The following is a 25493-nucleotide window of genomic DNA, read 5'->3' on the forward strand; positions in this document are numbered from 1 at the left end:
TTCAAATATTATGAAAGAACCGAATTTTCACCCAGAATTAATAATTGAAGCAGGGCGTACAGAAAAGCAATATTGGCAAGACATCTGGCGTTATCGAGAATTATTTTATTTCCTAGCATGGAGAGATATTTTAGTTAGATATAAACAAACTGTCATTGGTATTATTTGGGCGTTAATTCGTCCTTTTTTGACAATGGTAGTATTTACAGTTGTATTTGGACAATTGGCGAAATTACCCTCAGAAGGTGCGCCCTATCCAATTCTTGTATTTTCCGCTATGTTACCTTGGCAGTTTTTTTCCAATTCTCTTTCGGAGTGCAGTAATAGTTTAATTACTAATGCCAATTTACTTTCTAAAGTCTATTTTCCTCGGTTGGTAGTACCGACCAGTGCGATAGTAGTTAGCTTTGTAGATTTTATGATTTCGGGAATGATTTTATTGGCATTAATGGCATGGTATAACTTTGTTCCTAGTTGGCGGATTTTGACTTTACCATTGTTTATTGGTATCGCTTTTGCTGCTTCTATGGGTGCGGGTTTGTGGTTAGCTTCATTGAATGTGCAGTATCGAGATTTTCGGTTTATTGTCCCTTTTATAGTGCAGTTTGGTTTGTACATTTCACCTGTAGGATTTAGTAGCAGTATAGTTCCTGAACAGTGGAGATTTATCTATTCCTTAAATCCAATGGTAGGAGTAATAGATGGTTTTAGGTGGACAATTTTAGGAGGGGAATCAAAATTATATTTACCAGGTTTTATTCTTTCGATGATGTTAGTAGTTTTACTATTATTGAGTGGAATTTGGTATTTTCGCAAAATGGAACAGACATTTGCTGATGTGATTTAGTTGATAACCTGACGGGATAACTAAATAGTCTAAAAAGATTATCAGATAAAGATTGTAGCAGTTTTTTGTAAAAAAAGATAGATCTACTTTTCTCAATAAGGACTATCTATTGATAATAGCACCTGGATTCTACAAAATTGACGGAAACTAATTTATTTTTTTAAAGATGTCTGATACAGTGATTCGCGTTGAAAATTTAGGTAAAAAATATATTATTGGTCATCAGCAACAGGAACGCTACACAGCACTGCGAGATGTGATTACTAATAAAGTTAAATCTCTCGGTAGTTTGATTAATCCTCAAGCTAAAAAGGAAAATCCCGCTTTTGAAGAGTTTTGGGCTTTAAAGGATGTTTCATTTGAAATTAAACAAGGTGATAGAGTTGGCATTATTGGGCGCAATGGTGCAGGTAAATCAACACTATTAAAGATTTTAAGCCGCATTACAGAACCAACTCAAGGAAGCATCAAAATCAAGGGTAGAGTTGCCAGTTTATTAGAGGTAGGAACAGGGTTTCATCCAGAGTTAACAGGGAGAGAAAATATATTTCTCAATGGGGCAATTTTGGGCATGGGTAAGGAAGAGATTAAACGCAAGTTTGATGAGATAGTTGCGTTTGCGGAGGTGGAGAAGTTTCTGGATACGCCCGTAAAACGGTATTCTTCTGGGATGTATGTGCGGTTGGCGTTTGCGGTGGCGGCACATTTGGAACCAGAGATTTTAATTGTCGATGAGGTTTTGGCGGTGGGGGATGCCCAGTTTCAAAAGAAGTGTTTGGGAAAAATGGAGGATGTGGGGAAGGAGGGAAGGACGGTTTTGTTTGTGAGTCATAATATGGGGGCAATTCTAAGTTTGACAAAGAAATGTCTTTTTTTAGAAAAAGGCTGTCTTGTATTCAATGGTAATAGTGAAGCATCTACAGAGAGATATCTTACTTCTGGATATTTGGGTGGACGTTTATGGAAGAATCCAGCCAGAAAAAATACTCCAATAAGAATTATGGAATGTAGACTTTTAGATGAAAATGGTTCGGTAGATGGTGAGTTAGATGTTCGTAGAGATTTCATTATTGAAACAGTTTATGAAGTATGCAACTCAGTTCGGGCGGCAGTCATTGCATTAAATTTTCATGGAAGTGACGGTTCCCATATTATGTCATTAGAAGATTGTGATCAGGATAATGGTCTTTTAGAATATCGTGAACCAGGTATTTACAAAACTCAAGTCAGAATACCAGGGTTGTGGTTAAATAGTGGACGCTACATTTTAAGATTGGGATCTGGAATCCCTGGGGTTGAGGTATACGAAAGCGTGGAAGCATTAATTTTTAGTCTTGTTGAGACTGGAGATGTAAATACGCGAGGATATCGCAAAGGTTATTTATTACCAATGCTTCCTTGGGAAACAAGAAAAACTGAAGTAGTTGGTAAATTTTAATAATGACTGTTATAGCTTGCATTCCTGCACGTGGAGGCTCAAAAGGAGTCCCTTACAAAAACATTCGTCCTCTAGCTAATAAACCTTTAATCGCCCATTCTATCCTAGATGCACAAGAATCCCATCTAGTCGATCGCATTTACGTTACCACAGACGATGCCGAAATTGCCCAAATTTCAACAGACTATGGTGCAAGTATTATTCACCGACCCCCTGAACTTGCCAAAGATACTGCTTCTTCAGAATCGGCTCTTATTCATGCCTTAACAGAGATTGAAAAAGAGGGAATTAACCCAGAACTTATAGTCTTCCTACAATGTACATCCCCTTTACGCACCGGACTAGATATAGATCGCGCTATTGAGCAAATCAGAGCGGAAAACGCTGATTCTCTCGTTTCAGTTTCCCCAACCCATCGCTTTATTTGGCATCAAGTAGATGATGTTGCCCAGTCTATCAACTATGACTATCACCACCGTCCCCGTCGCCAAGATTTAAACCTCCAATATATGGAAAATGGTTCAATTTATATCTTTAAACCCTGGGTTTTAAAAGAATTAAATAACCGATTGGGCGGTAAAGTTTCTCTGTTTGTGATGGATGAAGCTCAAAGTTGGGAAATTGATTCGTTAGAGGATTTTCAGTATATAGAGTTTTTAATCAATTACAAACGTAAACCTTAATAGTTCTAAAAAAAACATGATTAATCTACCTGATTTTTCCAAGGCATTTGAATACGAAAATAACTTCTACCTATCCTGTGATAATAGCAGAATTGCTAAGTTATTAGCTCATTATGAATTATACAAAATGGTGGTAAACATACCAGGAGCAATAGTAGAATGTGGCGTTTTTAAAGGAACATCATTGACAAGGTTCGCCACATTTCGAGATTTATTCAGTAATTCCCACGCTAAAAAAATAATTGGTTTTGATATCTATGGTAAATTTCCTGAAACTGATTTTCAGGAAGACAAAGCACCTAGACAGCTTTTTATTGATAGTGCGGGGGAAGAAAGTATTGATGTAGATCAGCTTACAAAAGTGCTAAAAATTAAGGGATTTGACAAGAATGTAGAATTAGTGAAGGGAGACATTTTAAAAACAGTCCCCAATTATGTGAATGACCATCCAGAATTAAAAATTTCTCTTCTCAATTTAGATACTGATATATACGAACCTGCCTCTGTAATTTTAGAATTACTGTTTCCTAGAATTGTCAGGGGGTGGGTACTAATTATAGACGATTACGGTGTTTTTCCTGGAGAAACAAAAGCTGTAGATGAGTATTTTCAGGATCAAGATGTGGTGATAAATAAATTTCCATTTTGTATGACACCTTGTTATATTGTGAAAAATTAACTTTTAAAATTTTTTAAAAATTAAAGTATTATGATCATTGACAAAAATTTATTAAAGTACATTGTTTTCGCTGAAGACGATATATTAAATGCCCTGAAAAAAATCAGCGACAACAAAAACCGCATTATTTTCTCGGTGACAGAAGCAGGTGTTTTAGAAGGTGTCCTCACAGACGGAGACTTTCGCCGTTGGTTGGTGCAACAAGAATCTATTAATCTCAATCAACCAGTCTCAAAAATTTCTAACAAAAATTATAAATTTGCTAATTACAATGATGATCCTGTAAAGATTCAATCTTGCTTTTCTAATGAAGTTGAATTCATTCCCCTTTTAGACAATAACCGTCATTTAGTTGCAGTTGCTTGTCGGAAGTCAGCAGGTATTCGGATCGGAAATTTTATCATTGATGCCCAATCTCCTACTTTTGTCATTGCGGAAATTGGCAATAATCACAATGGTAGCTTGGAACTTGCTAAACAGTTAATTGATCAAGCGGTAGCGGTAGGTGCAGACTGTGCAAAGTTCCAAATGCGCGATCTCAAATCACTATATCGGAATGCTGGGAATGCTAATGATGCTAGTGAAGATTTAGGGTCACAATATACTCTAGATTTGTTAACTCGTTTCCAATTAACAACCGATGAAATGTTCACGGCCTTTGATTACTGTCAAACACAGGGAATTTTACCCCTTTGTACACCCTGGGATATTGAGAGTTTATCCCTACTAGAACAGTATGGAATACAGGCTTATAAAGTGGCATCGGCTGATTTGACTAACTATGATTTACTCACGGCTTTAGCAAAAACAGGTAAGCCATTAATTTGTTCAACGGGGATGTCGGCTGAAGCTGAGATAATTGACGCAGTGGCATTACTAAATCGGTTAGGTGCGATGTATGTTTTGCTGCACTGTAACTCAACCTATCCAGCCCCCTTTAAAGATGTCAATCTAAACTATATAGACCGTCTAAAAGAAATTGGTAATTGTCCCGTTGGTTATTCCGGCCATGAACGGAGTATTCATGTAGCGATCGCCGCCGTAGCTAAGGGTGCTAAGGTAATAGAAAAACACTTCACCCTAGACAAAACAATGGAAGGTAATGACCACAAAGTGAGTTTATTACCAGATGAATTTCGGCTGATGATTGAAGGAATTCGCCAAGTAGAACAATCTCTGGGTACAAATGGAGAACGAAACCTCAGTCAAGGGGAATTAATGAACCGAGAAAACTTGGCTAAGAGTTTGGTGATTAACTGCGATTTAGAGGTAGGACAAATCATTACTGAATCCATGATTGATGTAAAAAGTCCCGGAAAAGGTTTACAACCCAATCGGAAGACAGAGTTAATTGGTAAACGTTCCAGGCGATCGCTAAAAGCAGGTGATTTTTTTTACCCTAGCGACTTAGAAGTGGAACAAGTCAAAGCAAGAGATTATCGTTTTAAACGACCTTGGGGTGTTCCAGTTCGCTACCATGACTTTAAAACTCTATTGTCACAATCAAATCCTGATTTACTAGAATTTCATCTGAGCTATAAAGATTTAGAAGTTGATATTCACCAGTATATTGATCAAGTCTATGATTTAGATGTAATTGTACACGCTCCAGAGTTGTTTGCAGGCGATCACTTATTGGATCTATCTTCCCAAGACAAAGATTACCGTCAACTATCAATTAAAGAATTACAACGAGTGATCGACATTACTCGACAATTAAAACCGTTTTTCAACCGAGCAAGTCGCCCCTGCATTGTTACCAATGTTGGTGGATTTACAAATGATACTTTATTATCTTTGTCAGTTCGCCAGCAACTATATAAAACACTTGACGATAGTCTATCTCAACTAGATGCAGATGGAGTCGAAATCATCCCTCAAACCATGCCCCCCTTTCCTTGGCATTTTGGGGGACAACGAAATCATAATCTTTTTGTAGATCCAAAAGACATTACTGATTTTTGTCGTCAACATAACTATCGTATTTGCTTAGATATCTCTCATTCCAAACTAGCTTGTACTTATCACAAAATATCATTCAAAGAATTTCTTGAACAAATTGGACCTTACACTGCTCATTTACACATTGCTGATGCTAAAGGTGTTGATGGGGAAGGTTTACAAATCGGTGAAGGTGAAATTGACTTTTATGCCTTAGCTGAAGATATTGAAAGGTATGCTCCTCAAGCTTCTTTTATTCCTGAAATATGGCAGGGACATAAAAATGAAGGTGAGGGTTTTTGGATTGCATTAGAGAAGTTAGAGAGACTACTATGAATCTTAAAAGTAAGGCTAAAAAAACAATCAAGCAAATAGCATTCTGGACTTTACCCCCAGGATTTCAAGACATTTTCAGATCAATTAGAAATAAAACTATTTTTAACAATAGACACTCTCATAAAGAGTATGCTATTACAAAACAAAATCGAGAGCTAAAAAATATTCATCAAGGAAACCGATGTTTTATTTTGGCAACTGGTCCATCAATTAATGATCAGAACTTGAAATTACTAAAAAACGAATTTTGTATTGCTGTTAGTAATTTTTATTTACATCCAGATTTTAGGTTAATTGATCCACAATACTATTGTATTGCTCCTTGGCATCCACCCCATAACATAGAAAATTATTTACAATTATTAAAAGAAATTGGAGATATATCTAAAAAATGTAGTTTTTTCTTGGGAATAAATGAATATGCTAGAGTCAATCAGAACAATATTCTCTTAGATCGCAATGTATATTATCACGATACAAGAGCAATCAAACTAGATAAAGAGGTGGATTTATGTCATCCAGTTTTACCTCCTATGTCTGTCACTATCATGGCTCTACAATCTGCTATTTTCATGGGGTTTTCTGAGATTTATCTATTAGGATGTGATCATGATTCAATATTAAATTATTCAGGAAAATTTGCTAATCAACATTTTTATCCAGAAGAAAAAGCAAAACTTGTTACTGATATATCTACATTTAAATCCGGGTTGTTAAGTTACATTGTGCTTTGGAATCAGTATGAAATGCTAAATACAATAGCACAGTCAAAAAATATAAAAATATTTAATGCAACCAAACGTAGTTTGCTTGATGTATTTGATAAAGTTAATTACGAGTCTTTGTTTATTGTTGAGAGTGAACCATGTAAAACCTGATTATTATCGGCAAAAGATCATACCTTTGCTCAACGTGCAATTCAACTGGATGAAATCATAAAACGACAACTTTAATTAAATTTGTAACTGCCCTGAAACCAAGAATATGAAACAAATCATCAAAAACATCCCATTTGCAAAAAAAATCTATCGCTCTTTTCAGTCCAGGAAATACGATCGCAGATTTTCCGGTGATTGCTATGGCTGCTTTCGAGGTGTTTTTTCAACCTTTGAAGAAGCTATAGCATCTGCTCCAAAAACTAAATCAATAGGATACGATAATCTTGATTTGGCTCAAGAATACAAGGATAAATTGTCTACGAACACCGCTTCCTATGACTATCCAGTTTTATTTTGGCTAAGTCAAATCTTTAATCAATCCTCTAACAAACTTACTGTATTTGACTTTGGTGGCAATGTTGGCAATCATTTTTACAGTTATTCCACTATCTTAAAATATCCTGATGGATTAAATTGGACAGTCTGTGATGTACCTGCAATTGCAAAAGCTGGAGAGAAATTAGCTCAAGACCTAAATTCTTCTCTATCTTTGTCTTTTACAACAGAATTTATAGAAGCTAATGGAAAAAATATTTTTATTGCTTCTGGTTCTTTACAATATGTTGATTCGCTTGCTTGCTTGCTTGCTTGCTTAGAAAAACCACCTAATCACTTATTGATTAATCGCTTACCTTTATATGATGGAAAACAGTTTGTAAGCCTCCAAAATGGCGGAAAAGTATTTTATCCACAGTTTATTTTTAATCGGAAGCAGTTTATTGATTCACTAACTGATATTGGTTATAAGTTAGTTGATATTTGGGAAGATAGAGTTGATAGTTGTATAATCCCGTTTTACCCTGAATATTCTGTTCCTGTTTATTCTGGCTTATATTTCACATTACTGAATTGAGCAATATCTGCACTTATGATCAAAGTTTGTATTAAGGCAAACTAAAATATTAATTTATTTAATCGCAAATGAATGATAGAAAAAATTACCCATCAAAACCAGCTACTTGCATTAATCCTATCTCACCGATTCAATCAACCCGGAATTCACTTTTTCACCCCCAATGAACTTTCCCAACAACTGGCTTATATGCGCCACTCCACAGGAAAAGTCATTCAACCTCATGTTCATAATCCTGTAATTCGCCAAGTTAGCTACACACAAGAAGTCCTGTTTATCAAAAGTGGTAAACTCCGCGTAGACTTCTACAACGACCAACAAAAATATTTAGAAAGTCGCGTTCTAGAAACAGGTGATGTTATCCTCTTAGTAACTGGAGGACACGGCTTCAAAGTATTAGAAGAAATTGAAATGATTGAAGTTAAACAAGGTCCTTACGTGGGAGAACAGGACAAAACCAGATTTGTGGGTATTACCGCCGAAGAAGCAAAAGTTGTAGAATTTGTGTAGCCATAAAATGAACCCAATTCCCGTTAACCAACCATTATTAAATGGTAACGAAAAGAAATATCTGATTGAGTGTATTGACACAGGTTGGATTTCCTCAGAAGGACTTTTTGTCAAACAACTAGAACAGGAATTTGCCGCCCGTGTTGGTCGCAAATATGGTATTACTGTCAGTAATGGTTCTGTTGCCCTAGATGCTGCTATAGCTGCCCTAAATATTGGACCAGGAGATGAAGTCATTCTCCCCACATTCACCATCATTTCCTGTGCTGCGGCCATTGTCCGTGCTGGTGCTACCCCTGTAGTTGTGGACTCAGATCCCATCACCTGGAATATGGATGTCTGTGATATTGAAGCGAAAATCACCCCCCGCACAAAAGCCATTATGGTGGTTCACATCTACGGCTTACCAGTGGATATGGACTCAGTGCTAAATTTAGCCGATAAATATGGATTATACATCATTGAAGATGCCGCCGAAATGCACGGGCAGACCTATAAAAACCGCCCTTGTGGTAGCTTTGGCGACATTAGCACCTTTAGTTTTTATCCCAATAAACACATTACCACTGGTGAAGGAGGAATAATTGTTACCGATAATCCTCAGTTAGCTGAACGCTGTCTATCTCTACGTAACCTCTGCTTTCAACCCCAAAAACGGTTTGTCCATGAAGAATTGGGGTGGAACATGAGAATGAGTAACCTCCAAGCAGCGGTGGGAGTAGCTCAATTAGAACGTTTAGATGAATTTGTTGCCCGTAAACGCTGGATGGGGCAACTGTATACTGAATTATTAGCAGATATACCCAATATTCAGCTACCAATACTCAAGACAGACTATGCAGAAAATATTTATTGGGTATATGGTATTGTCCTCAAAGATGAAGTTCCCTTTGATAAACAAATAGCCATGAAAAAGCTGGCTAATCACAAGATTGGGACTCGTCCTTTTTTCTGGTGTATGCACGAGCAACCCGTGTTTAAAAAAATGGGATTATTTGCGGGTATTTCCTGTCCAGTAGCGGAAAATTTGGCGCGGCGAGGTTTTTATATTCCTAGTGGATTAGCATTGACTGAAGAACAAATCATCACTGTTGCTAAAACTGTTAACCAAATCCTGACTGAGACTTATTAAGGAGATGAAATTAATCATGTTAAATTAATCATGTTAATTAATTTCAAATATTCCTCCTGATAACCAAATAAATTTCAAATTCAAAAGCATCATAATTAATTATTCCCAACAATTACAATTAATTCGTTAATATGACTGTTTTTGGTAACTATGCACCCTACTATGACCTACTCTACCGTGATAAAGATTATGTAGGGGAAGCTGAATTTATCCATAGTCTGATTCAAACCCATGCACCAGATAGTAAAAACATTCTAGAACTAGGTTGTGGTACAGGAAATCACGCTACACTGCTGGCAAAAATGGGCTACCATCTTCATGGTGTAGACTTGAGCCAAGAAATGCTACACCTTGCCCATGAACGACTCTCTCAATGTCCGCAGGAATTATCCAAAAGATTGCAATTTACCCATGGTGATATTCGTCAAGTTCGACTTGATCAAAAATTTGATGTTGTCCTGTCTCTATTTCATGTCATTAGCTATCAAACCACTAATGAAGATTTATTAGCTGCATTTACTACAGTGAAAACTCATTTAAAACCAGGGGGGATTTTTGTATTTGATATTTGGTATGGTTCAGCAGTATTAACAGAACTGCCAACGGTGAGAGTTAAACATCTAGAAGATGAATTAATTCAGGTAACTCGCATTGCCGAGCCTGTGATTTATCCGAATGAGAATTGCGTAGATGTGAATTATCATGTCTTTATTAAAGATAAAAATAGTGGTGCTGTTGACGAGCTACGAGAAACCCACACAATGCGCTATCTGTTTAAATCTGAAATAGAATTTCTGTTAAGTGGACTGCAAATGCAGTTAGTTACTTCTCAGGAGTGGCTGACTAACCAACAGCCAGGACTCAAAACCTGGAAGGTTTATTTTGTTGTGAGGAATTAAATGAAAGTCGGTTTGTTTATTAGCAATCAACTCCCAGATGTAGGAGGAGGTTATACTTTTGAAAATCAGTTATTAGAAAGTATATTAAATTTAGCTCCTAAAAGTAGGCATACATTTGTTTTATACATATCCAATCAAAAAATCCCGGATTATATATTATCTTCGCCTGTTCAATCAGTCTCTCTCCATAGCTCATTCAAACAAAGAATGCAATCTAAAATATTCCTGATAACAAAAGCTATATTTCACAAATTAAGACATCCAAGATGTAAATTTCAAATTGAAGAATGGTATGAAAAATACATATTAAATTTATTAAAATTAAATCAAATAGATGTAACTTTATCTCTTGTACCAGGATGCCCTACAGTCAATTATCCCTATATAACTACTGTTTGGGATTTACAACACAGATTACAGCCCTATTTTCCAGAAGTGAGTATATCTGAACAAGAATGGGGGCAATGGGACTGGCGAGAAAATTTTCATTCCAAAATATTGAGACGTGCTACATTTATTATTACTGGAACAGAAGTAGGCAAAGCAGAAATTGAAAAGTTTTATCAGATTCCTAGTGAAAGAATTAAAGTTATTCCTTTTTTTACCCCCAAATTCCCATCAGAAGGGAGTCTGATAGATCAAGAGATTCTAAAAAAATATAATCTACCTAGTCAATACTTATTTTACCCCGCTCAATTTTGGCCACATAAAAATCATATTGGTTTATTACTAGCGATTAAATTGTTAAAAGAAAAGTACAATTTAGAGTTTTCATTAGTCTTTGTCGGCTCTGATAAAGGCAATCAGTCTCATGTCAAAGAAATGGTGCAAGAACTTGATTTATCACAACAAGTACATTTTCTGGGTTTTGTCTCTCAAGAGGATATAGCACCCCTGTATCGTCATGCTTTTGCTCTCACCTTTATGTCATTCTTTGGTCCTGATAACTTACCACCATTAGAAGCTATGGCTTTGGGATGTCCTGTAATTGCATCTAATGTGTCAGGTGCAAAAGAACAACTAGGAGATGCTGCTTTACTGGTTAATCCTAAACAGCCAGAAGAAATTGCTGAGGCTATTAAATATTTATCGGAAGATTCTATTCTCCGTCAAAGTTTGATAGAACGTGGCTGGGAAAAAGCATACAAGTGGACACCAAAGGATTATGTGCAAGAGATTTTTTCAGTTATTGATGATTTTGAGGCAATTAGACATTGTTGGAAGTAGTTTTAGTAAGAATATTATTAGTTAGAAACTATAGATGATGTTTGTTCTCAATGCCTAAGTTATAAGAATATCCCAGGAGATATAATGCTATTACAAAAATATCCTAAGCTTTCCATAATAACGCCTTCGTTTAATCAAGCCGAATTTTTAGAAGCTACGATTCAAAGTGTTCTTTCTCAAAATTATCCCAATTTAGAATATATCATTATTGATGGAGGATCGAATGATGGTAGCGTAGAAATTATAAAAAAATATGAAAAGCAGTTAGCTTTTTGGTGTAGCGAACCTGATGATGGTCAATATCATGCAATCAACAAGGGATTTTCACATTCTACTGGTGAAATCATGGCATGGATCAACAGCGATGATATGTACTGCCCTTGGGCATTTAGGACAGTAGCAAGTATTATATCTGAGTTGCCACAAATTGAGTGGCTAACAAGCCTTCAGCCAGGAGGTTGGGATTGGCATGGCTTTTGTCAGGGATTTGCTTTATATCCTGGGTTTTCCAAAACAGCATTTTTGGATGGTTATTACATTGGCTATGGCAGGAAAAGCGCAGGATGGATACAACAGGAGTCTACCTTCTGGCAACGTAGTTTATGGGAAAAAGCCGGTGGTTATGTTAATACCGATTTAAAACTCGCTAGTGACTTTGAACTTTGGTCTCGCTTCTTCATTTATGCAGAATTATATGGAACAAATTCACCATTAGGTGGAATTCGTCATCAATCAAAACAGAAAAGTCGCAAAATCGAAGAGTACGCCAATGAAGCAGAAAAGTCATTATCTACCATGAGAGATGGATTAGGGTATTCTACCAATATATGGAGGAACATAATTTATCATTTTGATATTCATCAAACCCCAAAATTGAAAAAAGTAATGCGATCATTGATCGGCTACACAGGTAAAAAGATAGTGAGGCAAAGAGCAGATTTACAAGATTCTTATTGGTACATAAAAGAATATAAGTTTATTTGAATTTAGTAGTCGGTCAAGAGCTTGCTGCTTAATAAACGTACTTTTTTCTGTTGGGAAATATTGCAACCTCGCTCGTTTCAGGAAATCAGCAATCTTACGCTTCAATAAGTTTTTGCTGTAAAAATTGAAAATATATCTAACTTTTGAATATTTGCAAACTGAGATAATCGCTGGGAAGAAAAAAATACCCTCCCCACACAAAATAGTTTCTACCCATGCCCATTTCTTTGTAATCTGTCATGAAAGATTTTATCTATCTTGTCCAAGGTAAAGCTGAGTTGATGAAAAATTACTTGCATCTATCAGAAAACCCAAATGCTGACGTTATCTTTTTAACCTATGATCAGCCCATTGAAACAGTAATAAATCAAGCCATTGAAGAATCAATATTTTTCCCCAAATCTACCTGGGCAGAAGGAAGAAACAAGCTACTGGAAATGGCTTTGAATAAAGGAGAATATCTCTACTATATATTTTGTGATGACGATATAAAATTCATCAAAGGAAGCTGGGAAACATTTGAAAAACAGCTATTGCAATACAAACCAGCGATCGCTGTCCCGATAAATCGCAAAACATTCCAGACTCCCCTCAAAGGAATGAAATCTCAATGCTTTTTAACTAATGATGAACAACTAATGGCATTTCATCAAGATGTAGTCAAAGATTTTATTCTGTTACCCTATCAAAATCAATTCGATAGTATCTATTGGTGGATTTCTTGCGAAATTCAAGAGGTGCTAATTCAAAATTTTTATTGTTCTGATATAATTCAATTTAACAACATTTTTATATCTAACGACTCAGGCGAAAACTATGTCAGACCTGAATCAGAGTCAGATCATAAAATGCTATATCAGCTTGTTGATGATTGGCTTTCTGATCAGTTTCTCTCTAAGTATAAGCATATGCCATATCCAAAAAGGATATTTATACTTGTACGAACATTCAGTTATTATTTTCATCGTTTAATTGCGAATCCTAAATACTCAGTTAGTGTCAATAAGCTTAAAGAATTATTGTCAACCGATTCAGAACTATATAAGCAGACTATAAATTTAAGAGAGAAATTTACTCACCTGAAATAATGGCAGGGTAGTAATCAGAAGAGAGAAAAAATGTCTTTATGCAAAGTCAGAGTTCTAACCTATAAACGACCAAACTTAATCAAACGAGGATAGTCCTATAAAATTAGTGATACTAAAAAATTAATGCAATCATCCATATCTGTATGTATCCCAACATATCAAAGACCTAAGTTTCTTCAAGAAGCTTTGTATTCAGTATTTGCACAAACTCTCCAACCAATCGAGATCGTCATAGGTGATGACTCTCATGATAACATAACTGAGAACCTAGTTTTAGATATTAAGAATAAATGCAAAATTCCTATTTCTTATACTAGGCATTCTCCTTCTCTAGGTCAGGCAGGAAATATCAACTTTATATATGAGATAGCAAAAGGAGATAAAATAGTTCTTCTTCATGATGATGACTTACTACTACCAAATTCCCTAGAAGACTTAAATAGTTGCTGGGATATTCATCCCAATTTAGTCGCAGCTTATGGCAAGCAGTATTTTATTTCCGAGGAAGGTACTATTGACCATAATCTTAGCTCTAAGCTTAATCAATTCTACTTTCGTACTAGCGATAAATCTGGATTACAAAAATCTTCCATAGAGGCTGCCTTACTGCACCAGTTCCCCAACGATTGTTTTATGATTCTGGCATCTGCCGCTAAGGCTATAAAATGGCGTTCTTATGAAGAAGTAGGAAATGGAGGAGAATTTGATTTTAGTTTACGACTGGGCTTTGCATACTCGAATTTCTTTTTCTTGGACAAACATACTGCTAAGTATCGAATGACTAAAAATTCAATGTCTAGCAATATCAATGATGATTCCACTGCACAATCTTTCCATATAATTCTCAATACTGATTTTCCAGAAGAACTATCTTGCTCTAAAGACTATGAACTTAAAAAAGAAGCCTCAACTGCAATCATTCAGCTGATTAATGTGGGGAATAAGAAGCAAGCTTTAGATATTTATTTTAGCCAATACTATCCATTGTCTAAAAGATTGAGTTTAGGTGGAATTCGTAGGTTGATGAAATTATTTTTACCGCCCGCAATTGCTAAATTAATTTAGAAAACTATTAGCCAATTAGTAATATGCAGGTTCAACTATTTATTAGTATCATCATCAATAACTATAACTACGATCGCTTTCTCCCACAAGCAATCAATAGCGCCATTAACCAAACCTATCCTCATACTGAAATTATTGTTGTTGATGATGGTTCAACTGACAATTCCCGTGATACTATTGCTGGATATGGTCAACGCATCATTCCCATTTTCCAACCCAATGGCAAACAAGCTGCGGCTTTTAATAGCGGATTTGCTAAAAGTCAGGGTGATATCATTATTTTTCTTGATTCCGACGATTATTTATTTCCTCACGCCGTTGCACAAATCGTTTCTGTTTGGAAACCAGAACTTTCTAAAGTCCACTATCGTTTAACAGTTGTTGATAAGATTGGCAAATCTCTTGGCTACTCTTGTCCCCAAGGATCTGCCCCTCTTTCCACTGGAGATGTGTGGAAAGTCCTCTTAGATAAGGGTGAATATGTTAGCACTCCCACTAGTGGTAATGCCCTGAATCGGCAGGTTCTGGAAAAGCTTTTTCCCATTCCTGATGAATATAAACTCACAGCAGATGACTATTTATCTTTCCAAGTTCCTTTTTATGGTGATGTAGCAGCAATAGAAGAACCATTAGGCACTTACAGAATTCATGATACAAATCAGTGGGCATTGGCAACTGTCACCGCTGCTCGATTTCAACGCTTTGTGCGCCATGACTTACAAAACTTTTCCCTGTTAACTCAGAAAGCCAAAGCATTAGGTTATGAAGTTCCTACTGATTTAGAACAACGCTCACTTGGACGTTTATGGTCGCGGATTATTTCTTTACGCTTAGATCCTCAAAACCATCCAGTTTCGAGCGATCGCCCACTCAATTTAATTTACTACGGAATTCGCTGTCTATGGAAATACTCAGACTTTAATTGGCAAAAGCGACTTTTCTACAGCCTCTGGTTTATCTGGGTGGGATTGATGCCATTACCTCTAGCTGAACCAATAATTACATGGTTGTTTGCGCCCCAACATCGTCCAAAGTTAGTTGATTGGACTGTGACTAAAATCCGGGCGCTGATTGCCTAAAAAACTTAGTTAAATAAACTCCTAACTTGTTTCTTGAGTTGCTATTGTCTATTTTGGAGATATTTAATGTTAAAACTTAATCTTGGCTGTGGTTTTCATACTCCGAGTGGTTGGTTAGCCGACGAAGTGCTTGATCAACTTTATGTCTATGTCACCTACAATTCCCCCACAGATGGGGTCTTAAAGCGGATAATAGCACCATTCATTCAATTAGACTCTCTGGCAAACAAGACTGGATGGTTATATAGGGGATAAAAGTTATAATGACCAATTCTTCATCCATACGCATACTTTTTGTGAGTCACACCTACGTTGTCGGTATCAACCAGGGCAAATTGAATGCTATAGCTTCCCTCTCTTCAAGACGCTGTGCGAACTCCGTAGGCATTGCAGAAATTGATGATATTGAAGTAGGTCTTCTGACTCCAAGTAACTGGAAGGCTTTAGAATGGAATCGCCACATCCCCCTGGAAACACCCTACCCTCATATCCGCACCTACTCCGCTCCTGTTTTATTTAGTGGTCGTGGAGGCGCACATATCTATCCACCCTGGAAAATCTGGCAAGTGCTGAATGTTTTTCGCCCCGATATTGTCCAGGTTGAGGAGGAAGTATTTTCTCTATGTGCTTATCAATTTGCCCTCTGGAGTAGATTTACAGGTAAACCCCTGGTTATTTTTGGTTGGGAAAATATTGATCGGCAACTATCCCTTCCCCGTCGCTGGATCTGTCAATTTGTTCTTAATACTGCTAGTGCAATTATCTCAGGTAATCACGATGGGGCGGAAATTATGTGCCGTTGGGGTTACAAGGGTTTATTAACCGTGATGCCGCAAATGGGTATTGATCCTGAATTTTTTGCCCCTTGCCCACACCGGATCACTAGAGGCGATAGCGAAGCGCTGCTGCAAGCAGTTCGCCCATTCCAGATTGGATTTCTGGGACGATTAACCCACAGTAAGGGAATAGACCTGATTTTTGCTGCTGCTCACCAGTTGCGGGAACAGGGTTTCAACTTCCGCATCCTGATCTGTGGATCTGGTCAACATGAAGCGGAACTAAACCAGATATCCCAAGAACAAGAGGTGGCAGATTGGGTAATCTGGCAGGGCGCTGTCCGTCATGAACAAGCACCAGAGATGATTAGTCAGTTTGATGTCCTAGTGTTACCTTCCCGTACCACTCCTGAATGGAAAGAGCAATTTGGTCACGTCCTAATTGAAGCTATGGCAATGGGAGTTCCCGTAGTTGGTTCTAACAGTGGGGAAATTCCCAATGTCATTGGACGAGAAGATTTAATTTTTCGAGAAGAAAATACTCAGGAATTGGCCGCCATATTAGCACGTCTGATTAGTGAACCCCAGTGGTGTCAAGAGATTAGTAATTATTGTATTCATCGCGTCAATCAACTTTACTCCCATGAACGGATTGCTTCTCGTCTAAATATTTTATGGCAGAAAGTATTGGGGCAAAAAAACAGTGAACTTGTTCTGAATTAAGAGGTGAAATAAATGCCACAGTATGTCTTTTGGGAGATAGATCATCAATGCGGTTAGTGATCGTTCGTAGAGAAGCTGGTGTTGCCCTGAGTATGGATGTCTATGCTGACAATTTAGTTGCCGAATTAAAAACAATCCGTCCAAATTGGGAAGTTGTCGAGGTTGCACCCCAACCTTGGAGCAAAAGCCAAGAAAACCTGTGGCACTCTGGCACTGGTATCCGCAAGTTTTATGAACGCTATTGGCATCATCCCCAACAAGTTTGTCAGCTAGAAGGAGACATTTATCACATTATTGATCATACCAATGCTCATGTTGCTTATTGGTTGAAAAAGAAAGGCAAACCTATTATTATTACCTGTCATGACTTAGTGCAGTTTGTCTATCCAGAAATTCTCAAAGGACAATCCCGTTTTCCCGCTTTCAGTATGGCATCCTGGCAATTTTCAGTTAAAGGAATGTGTTATGCTAATTGTGTCATTGCTGTTTCCTCAAATACAGCTAAGGATGTTCATAAAAGGCTGGATATTGAATTAGAGAAAATTTTGGTAGTTCCTAATGGAGTTGAAGCATCGTTTCAGCGATTACCATCAGAGGAAATAAAATATTTTCGGCAAAAATATCAGAGATCCCCTGAAGAAATCTGTTTACTTAATGTTGGTTCAACTCACCAAAGAAAGAACATTATTACTGTGTTGAAAGTGCTAAAAACTCTAAAACAGAGCGGACTATCAGTGAGTCTTTGGCGTTGTGGTGGTAAATTCACACCCAAGCAAATAGACTTTATTAAAGAACATAATCTTGGGCAAGATATTCTGGATTTTGGTATTGCTGATAAAAACATTCTCATTCAACTTTACAATGCAGCCGATGTTCTCTTAGCACCATCACTTTATGAAGGTTTTGGTTTGACAGTTATCGAGGCAATGGCGTGCGGATTGCCCGTAATTACTTCTAACGTTTCATCCATCCCAGAAGTAGCTGAGAATGCTGCTATCATGCTTAATCCCATGGATATTAAAAGTATGGCTTCTGCTATCTATCATCTTCACATTAATCCTGTCTACCGCAAGCAATTAATAGATCAAGGGCTACTTAGATCAAAATCTTTAACATGGAAAAGGACATCTGAACAAATAGCTTTAAATTATGAAAAAATAATTGGCTTTTTTCCGCAAAGGTTAACTGAAACAATTTTCTAACTTTGTATTACCAGTCTAGATAAAACTTAATGGGTCAGGTTTACATTTTTATCAATAAATTGACTGCATTTAAAGGTTATCAAAATAGCTGATTAGGATTATAAACAAAATTAGGAGTAGAGATAATTTTATGATGAAACTACCTAGACTAAAGATGGTTAACCGAGATGATTGGTTAGTGGATGCCTGTCGTAAAAAACGGGTATTACATATTGGGTGTACTGATTACCCAATTACCACATACTTATGGTTTTTCAGGATATGAATATGTTCATCCTGATCATAGTGCTTATTATTCAGTCGCAACCTTGTCTTGCTTATTGTCTCGTTATGGACTAAATGCCAAAGAAATTTATATGTTTCAATGGCATAACCCAACAATCAAAAATAGGTTAGTAAATACATTCTTATGGCCTATTTTGTACTTATCTGGAGGACGTTTATGTGATGAAATTGCCTTAGTTATTGACTAGTATTACCAACTGTCAAAATCTCAAATCCTGAAAATTGTATCAATGATTACTAGCCTGCCAAATATGGATTTATCAAATCATAAAATATATTTTCAAAAATCAGAAAATTAAGGTTCTGAGGTATTCAATATCATGTATTTGCAGTCACCTACAAGTAAGAAACAGAAAAAAAATGGAGTAATTGATAATACCAGCTTAATTATCTTGGCCTTTTCTGTAGTTTTTTACTCTCGCATTTTTTGTGCAATTACTCATGCTCCCTCAATTCTTAACCTTGCTCACTTCGTAGTTGTTCCCTTTGTTTTAGGAGTTATATTATTCACAAGTCGCTCAAAAGATCACAAACAGATTGCAATTGCCTATTCTTTCTTATTGGGAATTTTCATTTTTCTCGTCGCAGTATTGGCTAGTGCTTTATGGAATAACACAGGCTTAATTAATGCCATTGTCTCTTTCATGATGCTTTGCGAACCCTTCATTTTCCTCTTGTCCATCGCGTGTATTCCCATGTCGGCTAAATCTGTTACACGCATCAAAAATTGGTTGATCTGGTCTGTTTTAATTAACTTTGTTCTCGCTGCTGTCCAAAAACCCCTAATTGATGCCGGAAAACTCTATGCTAACGGATTTAATGGCACCGATGGATGTGGTGGAGTCTTTTTCGTTTCCGGTGCGGGAAATTATGTATCGGCTTCGGTATCAGTTGTCTTTGCTCTTTACTTCTTCACTAATGAAAAAACTTTTCCATTATGGATGAGAATCGTGGCTATTATCGCCGCTTTCTGGCAGATTCTATTTTCTGACTCCAAACAAATTGTACTTGCTTATTTGATTGCCTGGGTTCTTTTAATCTTGGTGAATTCAAAGGATTTTGGTAAAACTATCAAACTTCTGAGTGCGATCGCTATCTTCGGATTTGGATTTGTTTGGTGTGTACAAAACTTAGAGGCATTTGCCGCATTTACATCTTGGGCGCGACCGGAACTTTATGGAGCAGATGGTTATGCTTGGTATACAAAATTTTACTCAGTGCGTTCCATTTTATCTCATTACCAATCCCCTCTAGATTGGTTATTTGGTCTAGGTCCAGGGCATACTGTCAGCCGCCTTGGTGTATGGTTTCTTAAAGATTATTCGTCTATACTCGGACCACTAGGTGCTACCACCAATCCAATTGGTCGGGAAGGAATGGAATTTTGTGTTAGTTCTTGGCTTTGTTCTGGTTCAAGTCTCTTCAGCCCCATTTTTGGCTGGGCTGGAATATGGGGAGATTTAGGACTTTTGGGTCTAGGAGCATACCTATTCCTATCCTATTTAGCTTGGCAACACTTTCGTTTAAATGATTCTTTAAAAGTTACTTTACTGGCTGTTTTTGTCATGGGTTTTATTTTTACTCAAATGGAAGAACCAGGCTTCATGCTTTCTATCGCTTTTATTCTAGGACTAGCATGGCAAGAACGACAATTGAAGAAAAAAATACAGACAGTCAGGAGAGAGAAAGAATTTCCCAATTACCAATTACCAATTACCAATTCCCTATGAAGATTTTAATGTCTGCTTACTCCTGTGAACCAGGTATGGGTTCTGAGCCTGGTGTGGGTTGGAATATTGCCCGCGAAGTTGCCAAATATCATGAAGTATGGGTACTTACCCGACCCGATGAGAGTCAGGATATTATTAACGCAGAATTGGCACGCCACCCCATTCCCAATCTTCACTTTGTTTACTTTACTCTCCCGTTCTGGCAGGATAGTAGACGCTGGGGACAGTCTGGGGGAATGCAGCTTCACTATTACCTCTGGCAAATTCAAGCCTATTTTGTCGCCCGTGACTTACATCAGAAAATTGGCTTTGACTTGATCCACCATGTCACCTTTGTTAAGTATTCCAGTCCTTGCTTCCTGTCACTCCTACCCATTCCCCTGGTTTGGGGTCCTGTAGGCGGTGGAGAATCAGCACCAGCAAGCTTTTGGCAGGATTTTAGCTTAAATGGCAAAATTTATGAAATTGCTCGTAGTGTTGCTCGCCGGCTAGGAGAGCAAGACCCATTTGTCCGTCTTACTGCTCAAAGAAGTGCTGTAGTCCGAGCCACAACTAAGGATACAGCCCAGCGCCTCTATAAAATGGGTGTGAAGTATATGCAGATTTTGCCGGAATCAGGGTTATCAGCAGCAGACATAGAGCATCTAAATCAATATGAAATCCCTAATGAGCCAATAGTGAAATTTATCAGTATGGGTAGACTGTTACACTGGAAAGGGTTTCATCTGGGACTACGTGCTTTTGCTCAAGCAAATCTACCAAATACAGAATACTGGATTGTGGGAGATGGACCACAATGGCATCAACTCCAAACTTTAGCATCACATTTAGGAATTGCTAAAAAAGTTAAATTTTGGGGTAGGTTGCCCCGTGAAAAGGCTTTAGATTTGTTAAAGGACTGTCATCTACTAATTCATCCCAGCTTACATGATTCTGGCGGGTGGGTGTGTATGGAAGCAATGGCAGCGGGTCGTCCCGTTATCTGTCTAGATTTAGGCGGACCTGCTGTTCAAGTTACTGAGGAAACTGGCTTTAAGATTGCTGCTGATGAACCATATCAAACTGTCCGTGACTTAGCGGCCGCAATGATTTATTTAGTTCAAAATCCAGAACTCATAGTTAGTATGGGTCAGGCTGGCCGGAAATTAGTCAATGAAAACTACAGTTGGCAAGTTGTCGGAGAACGGTTGCACAAACTTTATTTAGAGGTTGTCACCAGAAAAGTTTCAAAAAACTCAAGTTGGACTCAAGTTTTTTGAAACTACTTTTAAGTAATTAATTTTTCGGACTTTGACAATATGCACATACTAATTCCCGCTTTACATAGGCCTACAAAACCAACAGGTGTTTGCCGATATGCTGCAAATCTGGCTCAATGTCTGGCTGATAGTCCAGAGGTTAATAAAGTGACCTTAATTGTCGGAGTATGGCAAAAAGATTACTTTGAACTATTCTTTAATTCCCACAAAATTCAGTTAATTAGTATAGAGATTCAAAATAGTTCATTGGCAAGAAATCTCTGGTTTTTATTTGGTTTACCAAAATTAGCAAAACATTTTAGTCCTGATATTGTTCATTTATCATTCCCATTTCCTTTTATACGTCCACTTTTTTCTTGTCCTGTTGTTGCGACAATACACGATTTGTATCCTTATGAAAAACCAGAGGTTTTTGGATATCCAAATGTTATCTTTAATCGGTTTTTTTTAAAACAATGTATAGAAAGTAGTGATAGTCTTAACTGTGTTTCTAAATCCACACTCAGCAGTCTTAAATCATACTTTCCAAATATTCAATTAATCAAACCCATGAGTGTTATTTATAATTATGTAGATTTTAGTGCTGTTATTGCTGAACCACCTACTAAGTTAGATATTAGTAATAATGATTCTTTTTTGTTATGTGTTGCACAACACCGAAAAAACAAAAACATAGATTTGTTAATTCAAGCTTTTTATTTTTTGTATAAGAATGAATCTCTAAAAAATGATACCAAACTAATTATTGTTGGTAATACAGGACCAGAAACAGAGAGGTTTTTCAAGCTAATTCATGATCTCTCTCTTCAAGATCAGGTGATATTTATTCATGCAATTAAAGATAACGAATTATGTTGGTTGTATCAAAAATGTCAACTTTTTATTGCTGCTTCCTCTCAGGAAGGATTTTGTTTGCCTTTAGCGGAAGCTCTATACTTTTCTTGTCAGGTAGTTTGTTCTGATATTCCCATATTTAGAGAAATTTGTGGTTTTAACTGTTGTTATTTTGATCTTCAAGGTAATGCTGTTAAAAATCTCTCACAAGCCATTATTTCTACTTTAGAACTGCCTTTAAATAGAACTACTGATAATTTTCATTTTTCTAAATTAGATATAGCAGATCAATATCTAAAATTTTACAGTAACACTTATCGGCTCAACAAGTAGCGGTAGTAGAGGAAAATAAGTGAAATAATGAATCCCTTAATTTTATTTTTTATATTATTTTTTATACTGCATAAAAATACATTTTTTTAGGACTTACGGACAAGTTACGGAATAAACGAACAGAGAACCCAGAGAAATGGGGGTTTAGGGAGAGATATTTTGCGTAAGTCCTGTTTTTATCAAAAATTTAAGTTTTAATACTTAATCATTAAACCCTTATTAAAAATAATTCTTGTAATTCTTGAAAAGGCTCATACTACATTGTGAAGTGCGGAATGTGGGTTTTTAGTCTAAAGTCCACTAACCACTATAAATAAAAAGAGAGTGGGAGAAGGCATACCAAAAGCCTAAAATCTCCCACTCTACATTTACTGCTGTAGCGTTCAGGAATATATAAATACTGCCAGTTATTTAGGGGGGTTGATATAATAAAGACAGTATTTATAGGGGGTGAGTAGATTCCCATTGCAGTAAATGTCAAACCTGATTATTGTTATTATTTTTGAGCCAATAAATGCCAAATTAATTATCTACAAATCATTGTTATTTATGCTTAAAAAATGTTACCATAAACTATGGTGTTGCCTAAAAAAAATCAATATGTAATAGCCTTTAATAACCACAACATTGAATTTCTTTATCTGGAATCAATGTAACTTAGGTAATTAAAACTTGGTTGCCAAGTTGGCACTTTCTCAAAAGTCTTATATTTTCAGGTTTTTAGCGGTGTGTTGAGATATATTCAACAAGTCTCTGACTGATTCCACATTGGTAATGGGGGGTATGGGATTTTCTCAGGTGGCAAAAAAAAATTATAGCGGATTTTTGCTGTCAGATGATGAAGAGGAGGAATTTCTGGATTTATGACGTTTTTGGGGGTGCAATTTTTGACTGTTGCGAGTGCGTTGAGTGGTTTTTTGTGTCTCTATTGAACTTTGAAGTGAGTAAAAAATTACAAAAGAACCCGCAGCACAACAAACAGCGATCGCTATTACCAACCATGGAGGGATAGAATTACTAGAATCGGAAAATGTGGCAATAGGGTATTTGTGAATAGATAAAAATGGGGCTTCTTCCTGTGCTTTCTGTGGCACATAGCCAACATAACTCAATTGCTGATAGGCAAAAATCGTCATTCCTATAGGAATGAGAAATAAGCTAAAGAACCAGATCCAAGGGTATTTTATCACTATATTTCCTATAGTTTTTATCCATCACCTTAATCTTAATCACACAAATCATAGTCAAAACAAGAGGAAAATAAATATTTCCCCTTGCTAGTCTTTGTTAATTAACTGGAGAATGTCTTTCAATTGCTAGTTCAATCAATTGATCTACTAATTGGGCAAATGGTATACCAGTATTAGCCCAGAGTTGGGGATACATACTTGTGGAGGTAAACCCTGGTAAGGTATTAATTTCATTGATGAAAATTTCTCCCGTAGTTTCCACATAGAAAAAGTCTACTCTAGATAAACCAGCAGCATCAACAGCAGCAAAAGCTTGTAAGGCCATTTCTTGAATTTGCTGTGCTACTAACTCTGGTAAATTTGCGGGAATGAATAAATCCGCTTTACCAGGTGTATATTTAGTTTCGTAGTCGTAAAAATCACTATCAAAAGTAATTTCACCTATGACTGACGCTTTCGGGTTATCATTACCTAAAACGGCACATTCAACCTCTCTAGCGACAACTCCAGCTTCAACGATAATGCGTCTATCATAAGTAGCAGCATTATCTAATGCTACCTCTAATTCTTGACGCGATCGCACTTTAGCAATTCCCACTGATGAACCTAGATTAGCAGGTTTGACAAAACAAGGATAGCCCAATGTGGCCTCAATTTCATCACACAATTTCGGAAATACACAAGGATTTGACCAAATTTCCGCTCTGGTGACAGTTTTATATTTTACTTGAGGTAATCCCGCTTGAGCAAAAGCCATTTTCATGGCAATTTTGTCCATTCCCGTTGCTGAACCCAATACCCCAGAACCGACAAAGGGAACTTGTGTTAAGGTTAATAAACCCTGTATTGTACCATCTTCTCCATTCGGACCATGAAGAATGGGAAACCAAAGCTCAACTTGTGCGGTTTCGGGTGGGAATTGCCATAAATTAGGGGTTGTAGATAGGATTTCTTGGGGAACACCAGATTCTAGAACTTGTTGGGCCATAACTCCAGATTGCCAAACTCCATCTTTTTGGATATAAAAAGGCAAAATTTCGTATTTATTAGCATTTGCTTCTAATTTTAGACCTTGAGCGATCGCCCTTGCAGAAATTATTGAAACTTCATGTTCCCCGGAACGTCCACCAAATAGCAAACCCACCCGTAGCTTATTCATTTTCTTATATATCTCCAAAACCCGCAATTTCCATTATTACCAAAGAAGAGCCACTGTTAATTAACCCCCCGTCATGGATCTCTACCTCATCTATATTATCTTTTATAGATATTTATTCGCATTCGCGCTCATGATAACAGATTTTAAATCAATTGTCAACTCTCCTAAGTAGGGGAAACGCAGCTAAATTGTACAATCCTAATATAACTAAATCTTGTGGTGCGGGCATCCTGCCCGCTAAATTATACAAATTAAATGCAGTACAGCTTAATACTTTGTTCTCTATTGGAGGCAGAGCCTCAA

At 36.9% G+C, this 25493-nt stretch carries 24 protein-coding genes; 22 read left to right on the forward strand and 2 right to left on the reverse strand.

Annotation, left to right across the window (positions count from 1 at the left end; genetic code table 11):
- The first annotated feature begins 10 nt into the window (after window positions 1-10).
- The 22 genes from FFO06_RS05755 to FFO06_RS05860 all read left to right on the forward strand — a co-directional run bounded on the left by FFO06_RS05755 (window position 11) and on the right by FFO06_RS05860 (window position 22841).
- Complete coding sequence (locus FFO06_RS05755; RefSeq protein ID WP_137907170.1) at window positions 11-847, forward strand: ABC transporter permease; 837 nt, start codon at window positions 11-13, stop codon at window positions 845-847.
- Between the two features lie 166 nt (window positions 848-1013).
- A complete protein-coding gene (locus FFO06_RS21865) occupies window positions 1014-2285 on the forward strand; it encodes an ABC transporter ATP-binding protein (RefSeq protein WP_137907171.1) in 1272 nt (423 codons plus the stop codon).
- 2 nt (window positions 2286-2287) lie between these two features.
- Window positions 2288-2968: an acylneuraminate cytidylyltransferase family protein gene (locus tag FFO06_RS05765; protein ID WP_137907172.1), complete on the forward strand. Its 681-nt coding sequence runs from the start codon at window positions 2288-2290 to the stop codon at window positions 2966-2968.
- Window positions 2969-2984: 16 nt separating this feature from the next.
- Window positions 2985-3647, forward strand: coding sequence for a TylF/MycF/NovP-related O-methyltransferase (locus tag FFO06_RS05770; protein WP_137907173.1), 663 nt, complete (start codon window positions 2985-2987; stop codon window positions 3645-3647).
- Between the two features lie 30 nt (window positions 3648-3677).
- Window positions 3678-5924 carry an N-acetylneuraminate synthase family protein gene (locus FFO06_RS05775; RefSeq protein WP_137907174.1) on the forward strand — a complete coding sequence of 749 codons (2247 nt, stop codon included), beginning with the start codon at window positions 3678-3680 and terminating at the stop codon, window positions 5922-5924.
- Window positions 5921-6802, forward strand: a complete 882-nt coding sequence (locus tag FFO06_RS05780; protein ID WP_137907175.1) for a motility associated factor glycosyltransferase family protein — start codon at window positions 5921-5923, stop codon at window positions 6800-6802. Before FFO06_RS05775 ends, FFO06_RS05780 begins: the two co-directional genes overlap by 4 nt.
- A gap of 106 nt (window positions 6803-6908) precedes the next feature.
- Entirely contained in the window at window positions 6909-7715 is an 807-nt protein-coding gene (locus FFO06_RS05785) for a TIGR04325 family methyltransferase (protein ID WP_137907176.1), read from the forward strand.
- A 72-nt stretch (window positions 7716-7787) separates the two neighbouring features.
- Window positions 7788-8225 (forward strand): cupin domain-containing protein, encoded by a 438-nt coding sequence (locus FFO06_RS05790; protein ID WP_137907177.1) that lies wholly within the window; start codon window positions 7788-7790, stop codon window positions 8223-8225.
- A gap of 7 nt (window positions 8226-8232) precedes the next feature.
- Entirely contained in the window at window positions 8233-9357 is a 1125-nt protein-coding gene (locus FFO06_RS05795; RefSeq protein WP_137907178.1) for a DegT/DnrJ/EryC1/StrS family aminotransferase, read from the forward strand.
- 131 nt (window positions 9358-9488) lie between these two features.
- The gene (locus tag FFO06_RS05800; protein ID WP_137907179.1) at window positions 9489-10256 is read left to right on the forward strand and encodes a class I SAM-dependent DNA methyltransferase; all 768 of its coding nucleotides are present in this window, start codon (window positions 9489-9491) and stop codon (window positions 10254-10256) included.
- Between the two features lie 207 nt (window positions 10257-10463).
- Window positions 10464-11483: a glycosyltransferase family 4 protein gene (locus FFO06_RS05805; RefSeq protein WP_228036457.1), complete on the forward strand. Its 1020-nt coding sequence runs from the start codon at window positions 10464-10466 to the stop codon at window positions 11481-11483.
- Window positions 11484-11567: 84 nt separating this feature from the next.
- Entirely contained in the window at window positions 11568-12467 is a 900-nt protein-coding gene (locus FFO06_RS05810; protein ID WP_137907181.1) for a glycosyltransferase family 2 protein, read from the forward strand.
- A gap of 239 nt (window positions 12468-12706) precedes the next feature.
- Window positions 12707-13555 carry a hypothetical protein gene (locus FFO06_RS05815; RefSeq protein WP_137907182.1) on the forward strand — a complete coding sequence of 283 codons (849 nt, stop codon included), beginning with the start codon at window positions 12707-12709 and terminating at the stop codon, window positions 13553-13555.
- Between the two features lie 123 nt (window positions 13556-13678).
- Window positions 13679-14620 (forward strand): glycosyltransferase family 2 protein, encoded by a 942-nt coding sequence (locus tag FFO06_RS05820; RefSeq protein WP_137907183.1) that lies wholly within the window; start codon window positions 13679-13681, stop codon window positions 14618-14620.
- Between the two features lie 23 nt (window positions 14621-14643).
- On the forward strand, window positions 14644-15699 hold the full coding sequence (locus FFO06_RS05825) for a glycosyltransferase family 2 protein (RefSeq protein ID WP_137907184.1): 1056 nt from the start codon (window positions 14644-14646) through the stop codon (window positions 15697-15699).
- Window positions 15700-15765: 66 nt separating this feature from the next.
- Entirely contained in the window at window positions 15766-15954 is a 189-nt protein-coding gene (locus FFO06_RS05830) for a hypothetical protein (RefSeq protein WP_137907185.1), read from the forward strand.
- A 41-nt stretch (window positions 15955-15995) separates the two neighbouring features.
- Window positions 15996-17198 (forward strand): glycosyltransferase, encoded by a 1203-nt coding sequence (locus FFO06_RS05835; RefSeq protein WP_236097076.1) that lies wholly within the window; start codon window positions 15996-15998, stop codon window positions 17196-17198.
- A 47-nt stretch (window positions 17199-17245) separates the two neighbouring features.
- Window positions 17246-18400, forward strand: coding sequence for a glycosyltransferase family 4 protein (locus tag FFO06_RS05840; protein WP_137907187.1), 1155 nt, complete (start codon window positions 17246-17248; stop codon window positions 18398-18400).
- A 212-nt stretch (window positions 18401-18612) separates the two neighbouring features.
- A complete protein-coding gene (locus tag FFO06_RS05845; RefSeq protein WP_137907188.1) occupies window positions 18613-18873 on the forward strand; it encodes a hypothetical protein in 261 nt (86 codons plus the stop codon).
- Between the two features lie 132 nt (window positions 18874-19005).
- Window positions 19006-20415 carry a hypothetical protein gene (locus FFO06_RS05850; RefSeq protein WP_137907189.1) on the forward strand — a complete coding sequence of 470 codons (1410 nt, stop codon included), beginning with the start codon at window positions 19006-19008 and terminating at the stop codon, window positions 20413-20415.
- Entirely contained in the window at window positions 20412-21674 is a 1263-nt protein-coding gene (locus FFO06_RS05855) for a glycosyltransferase family 4 protein (protein WP_137907230.1), read from the forward strand. The genes FFO06_RS05850 and FFO06_RS05855 overlap by 4 nt, the downstream gene beginning before the upstream one ends.
- Window positions 21675-21713: 39 nt before the next feature.
- The gene (locus tag FFO06_RS05860; RefSeq protein ID WP_137907190.1) at window positions 21714-22841 is read left to right on the forward strand and encodes a glycosyltransferase family 4 protein; all 1128 of its coding nucleotides are present in this window, start codon (window positions 21714-21716) and stop codon (window positions 22839-22841) included.
- Window positions 22842-23653: 812 nt separating this feature from the next.
- On the opposite strand, the gene FFO06_RS05865 is transcribed toward FFO06_RS05860, so the two are convergent.
- Together FFO06_RS05865 and FFO06_RS05870 are read right to left on the reverse strand one after the other, a co-directional pair.
- On the reverse strand, window positions 23654-24031 hold the full coding sequence (locus tag FFO06_RS05865) for a hypothetical protein (RefSeq protein WP_137907191.1): 378 nt from the start codon (window positions 24029-24031) through the stop codon (window positions 23654-23656).
- A gap of 97 nt (window positions 24032-24128) precedes the next feature.
- The gene (locus FFO06_RS05870) at window positions 24129-25190 is read right to left on the reverse strand and encodes a D-alanine--D-alanine ligase family protein (RefSeq protein WP_137907192.1); all 1062 of its coding nucleotides are present in this window, start codon (window positions 25188-25190) and stop codon (window positions 24129-24131) included.
- Between the last annotated feature and the right edge of the window lie 303 nt (window positions 25191-25493).

Source organism: Dolichospermum planctonicum (assembly GCF_005402965.1).
GTDB lineage: Bacteria > Cyanobacteriota > Cyanobacteriia > Cyanobacteriales > Nostocaceae > Dolichospermum > Dolichospermum planctonicum.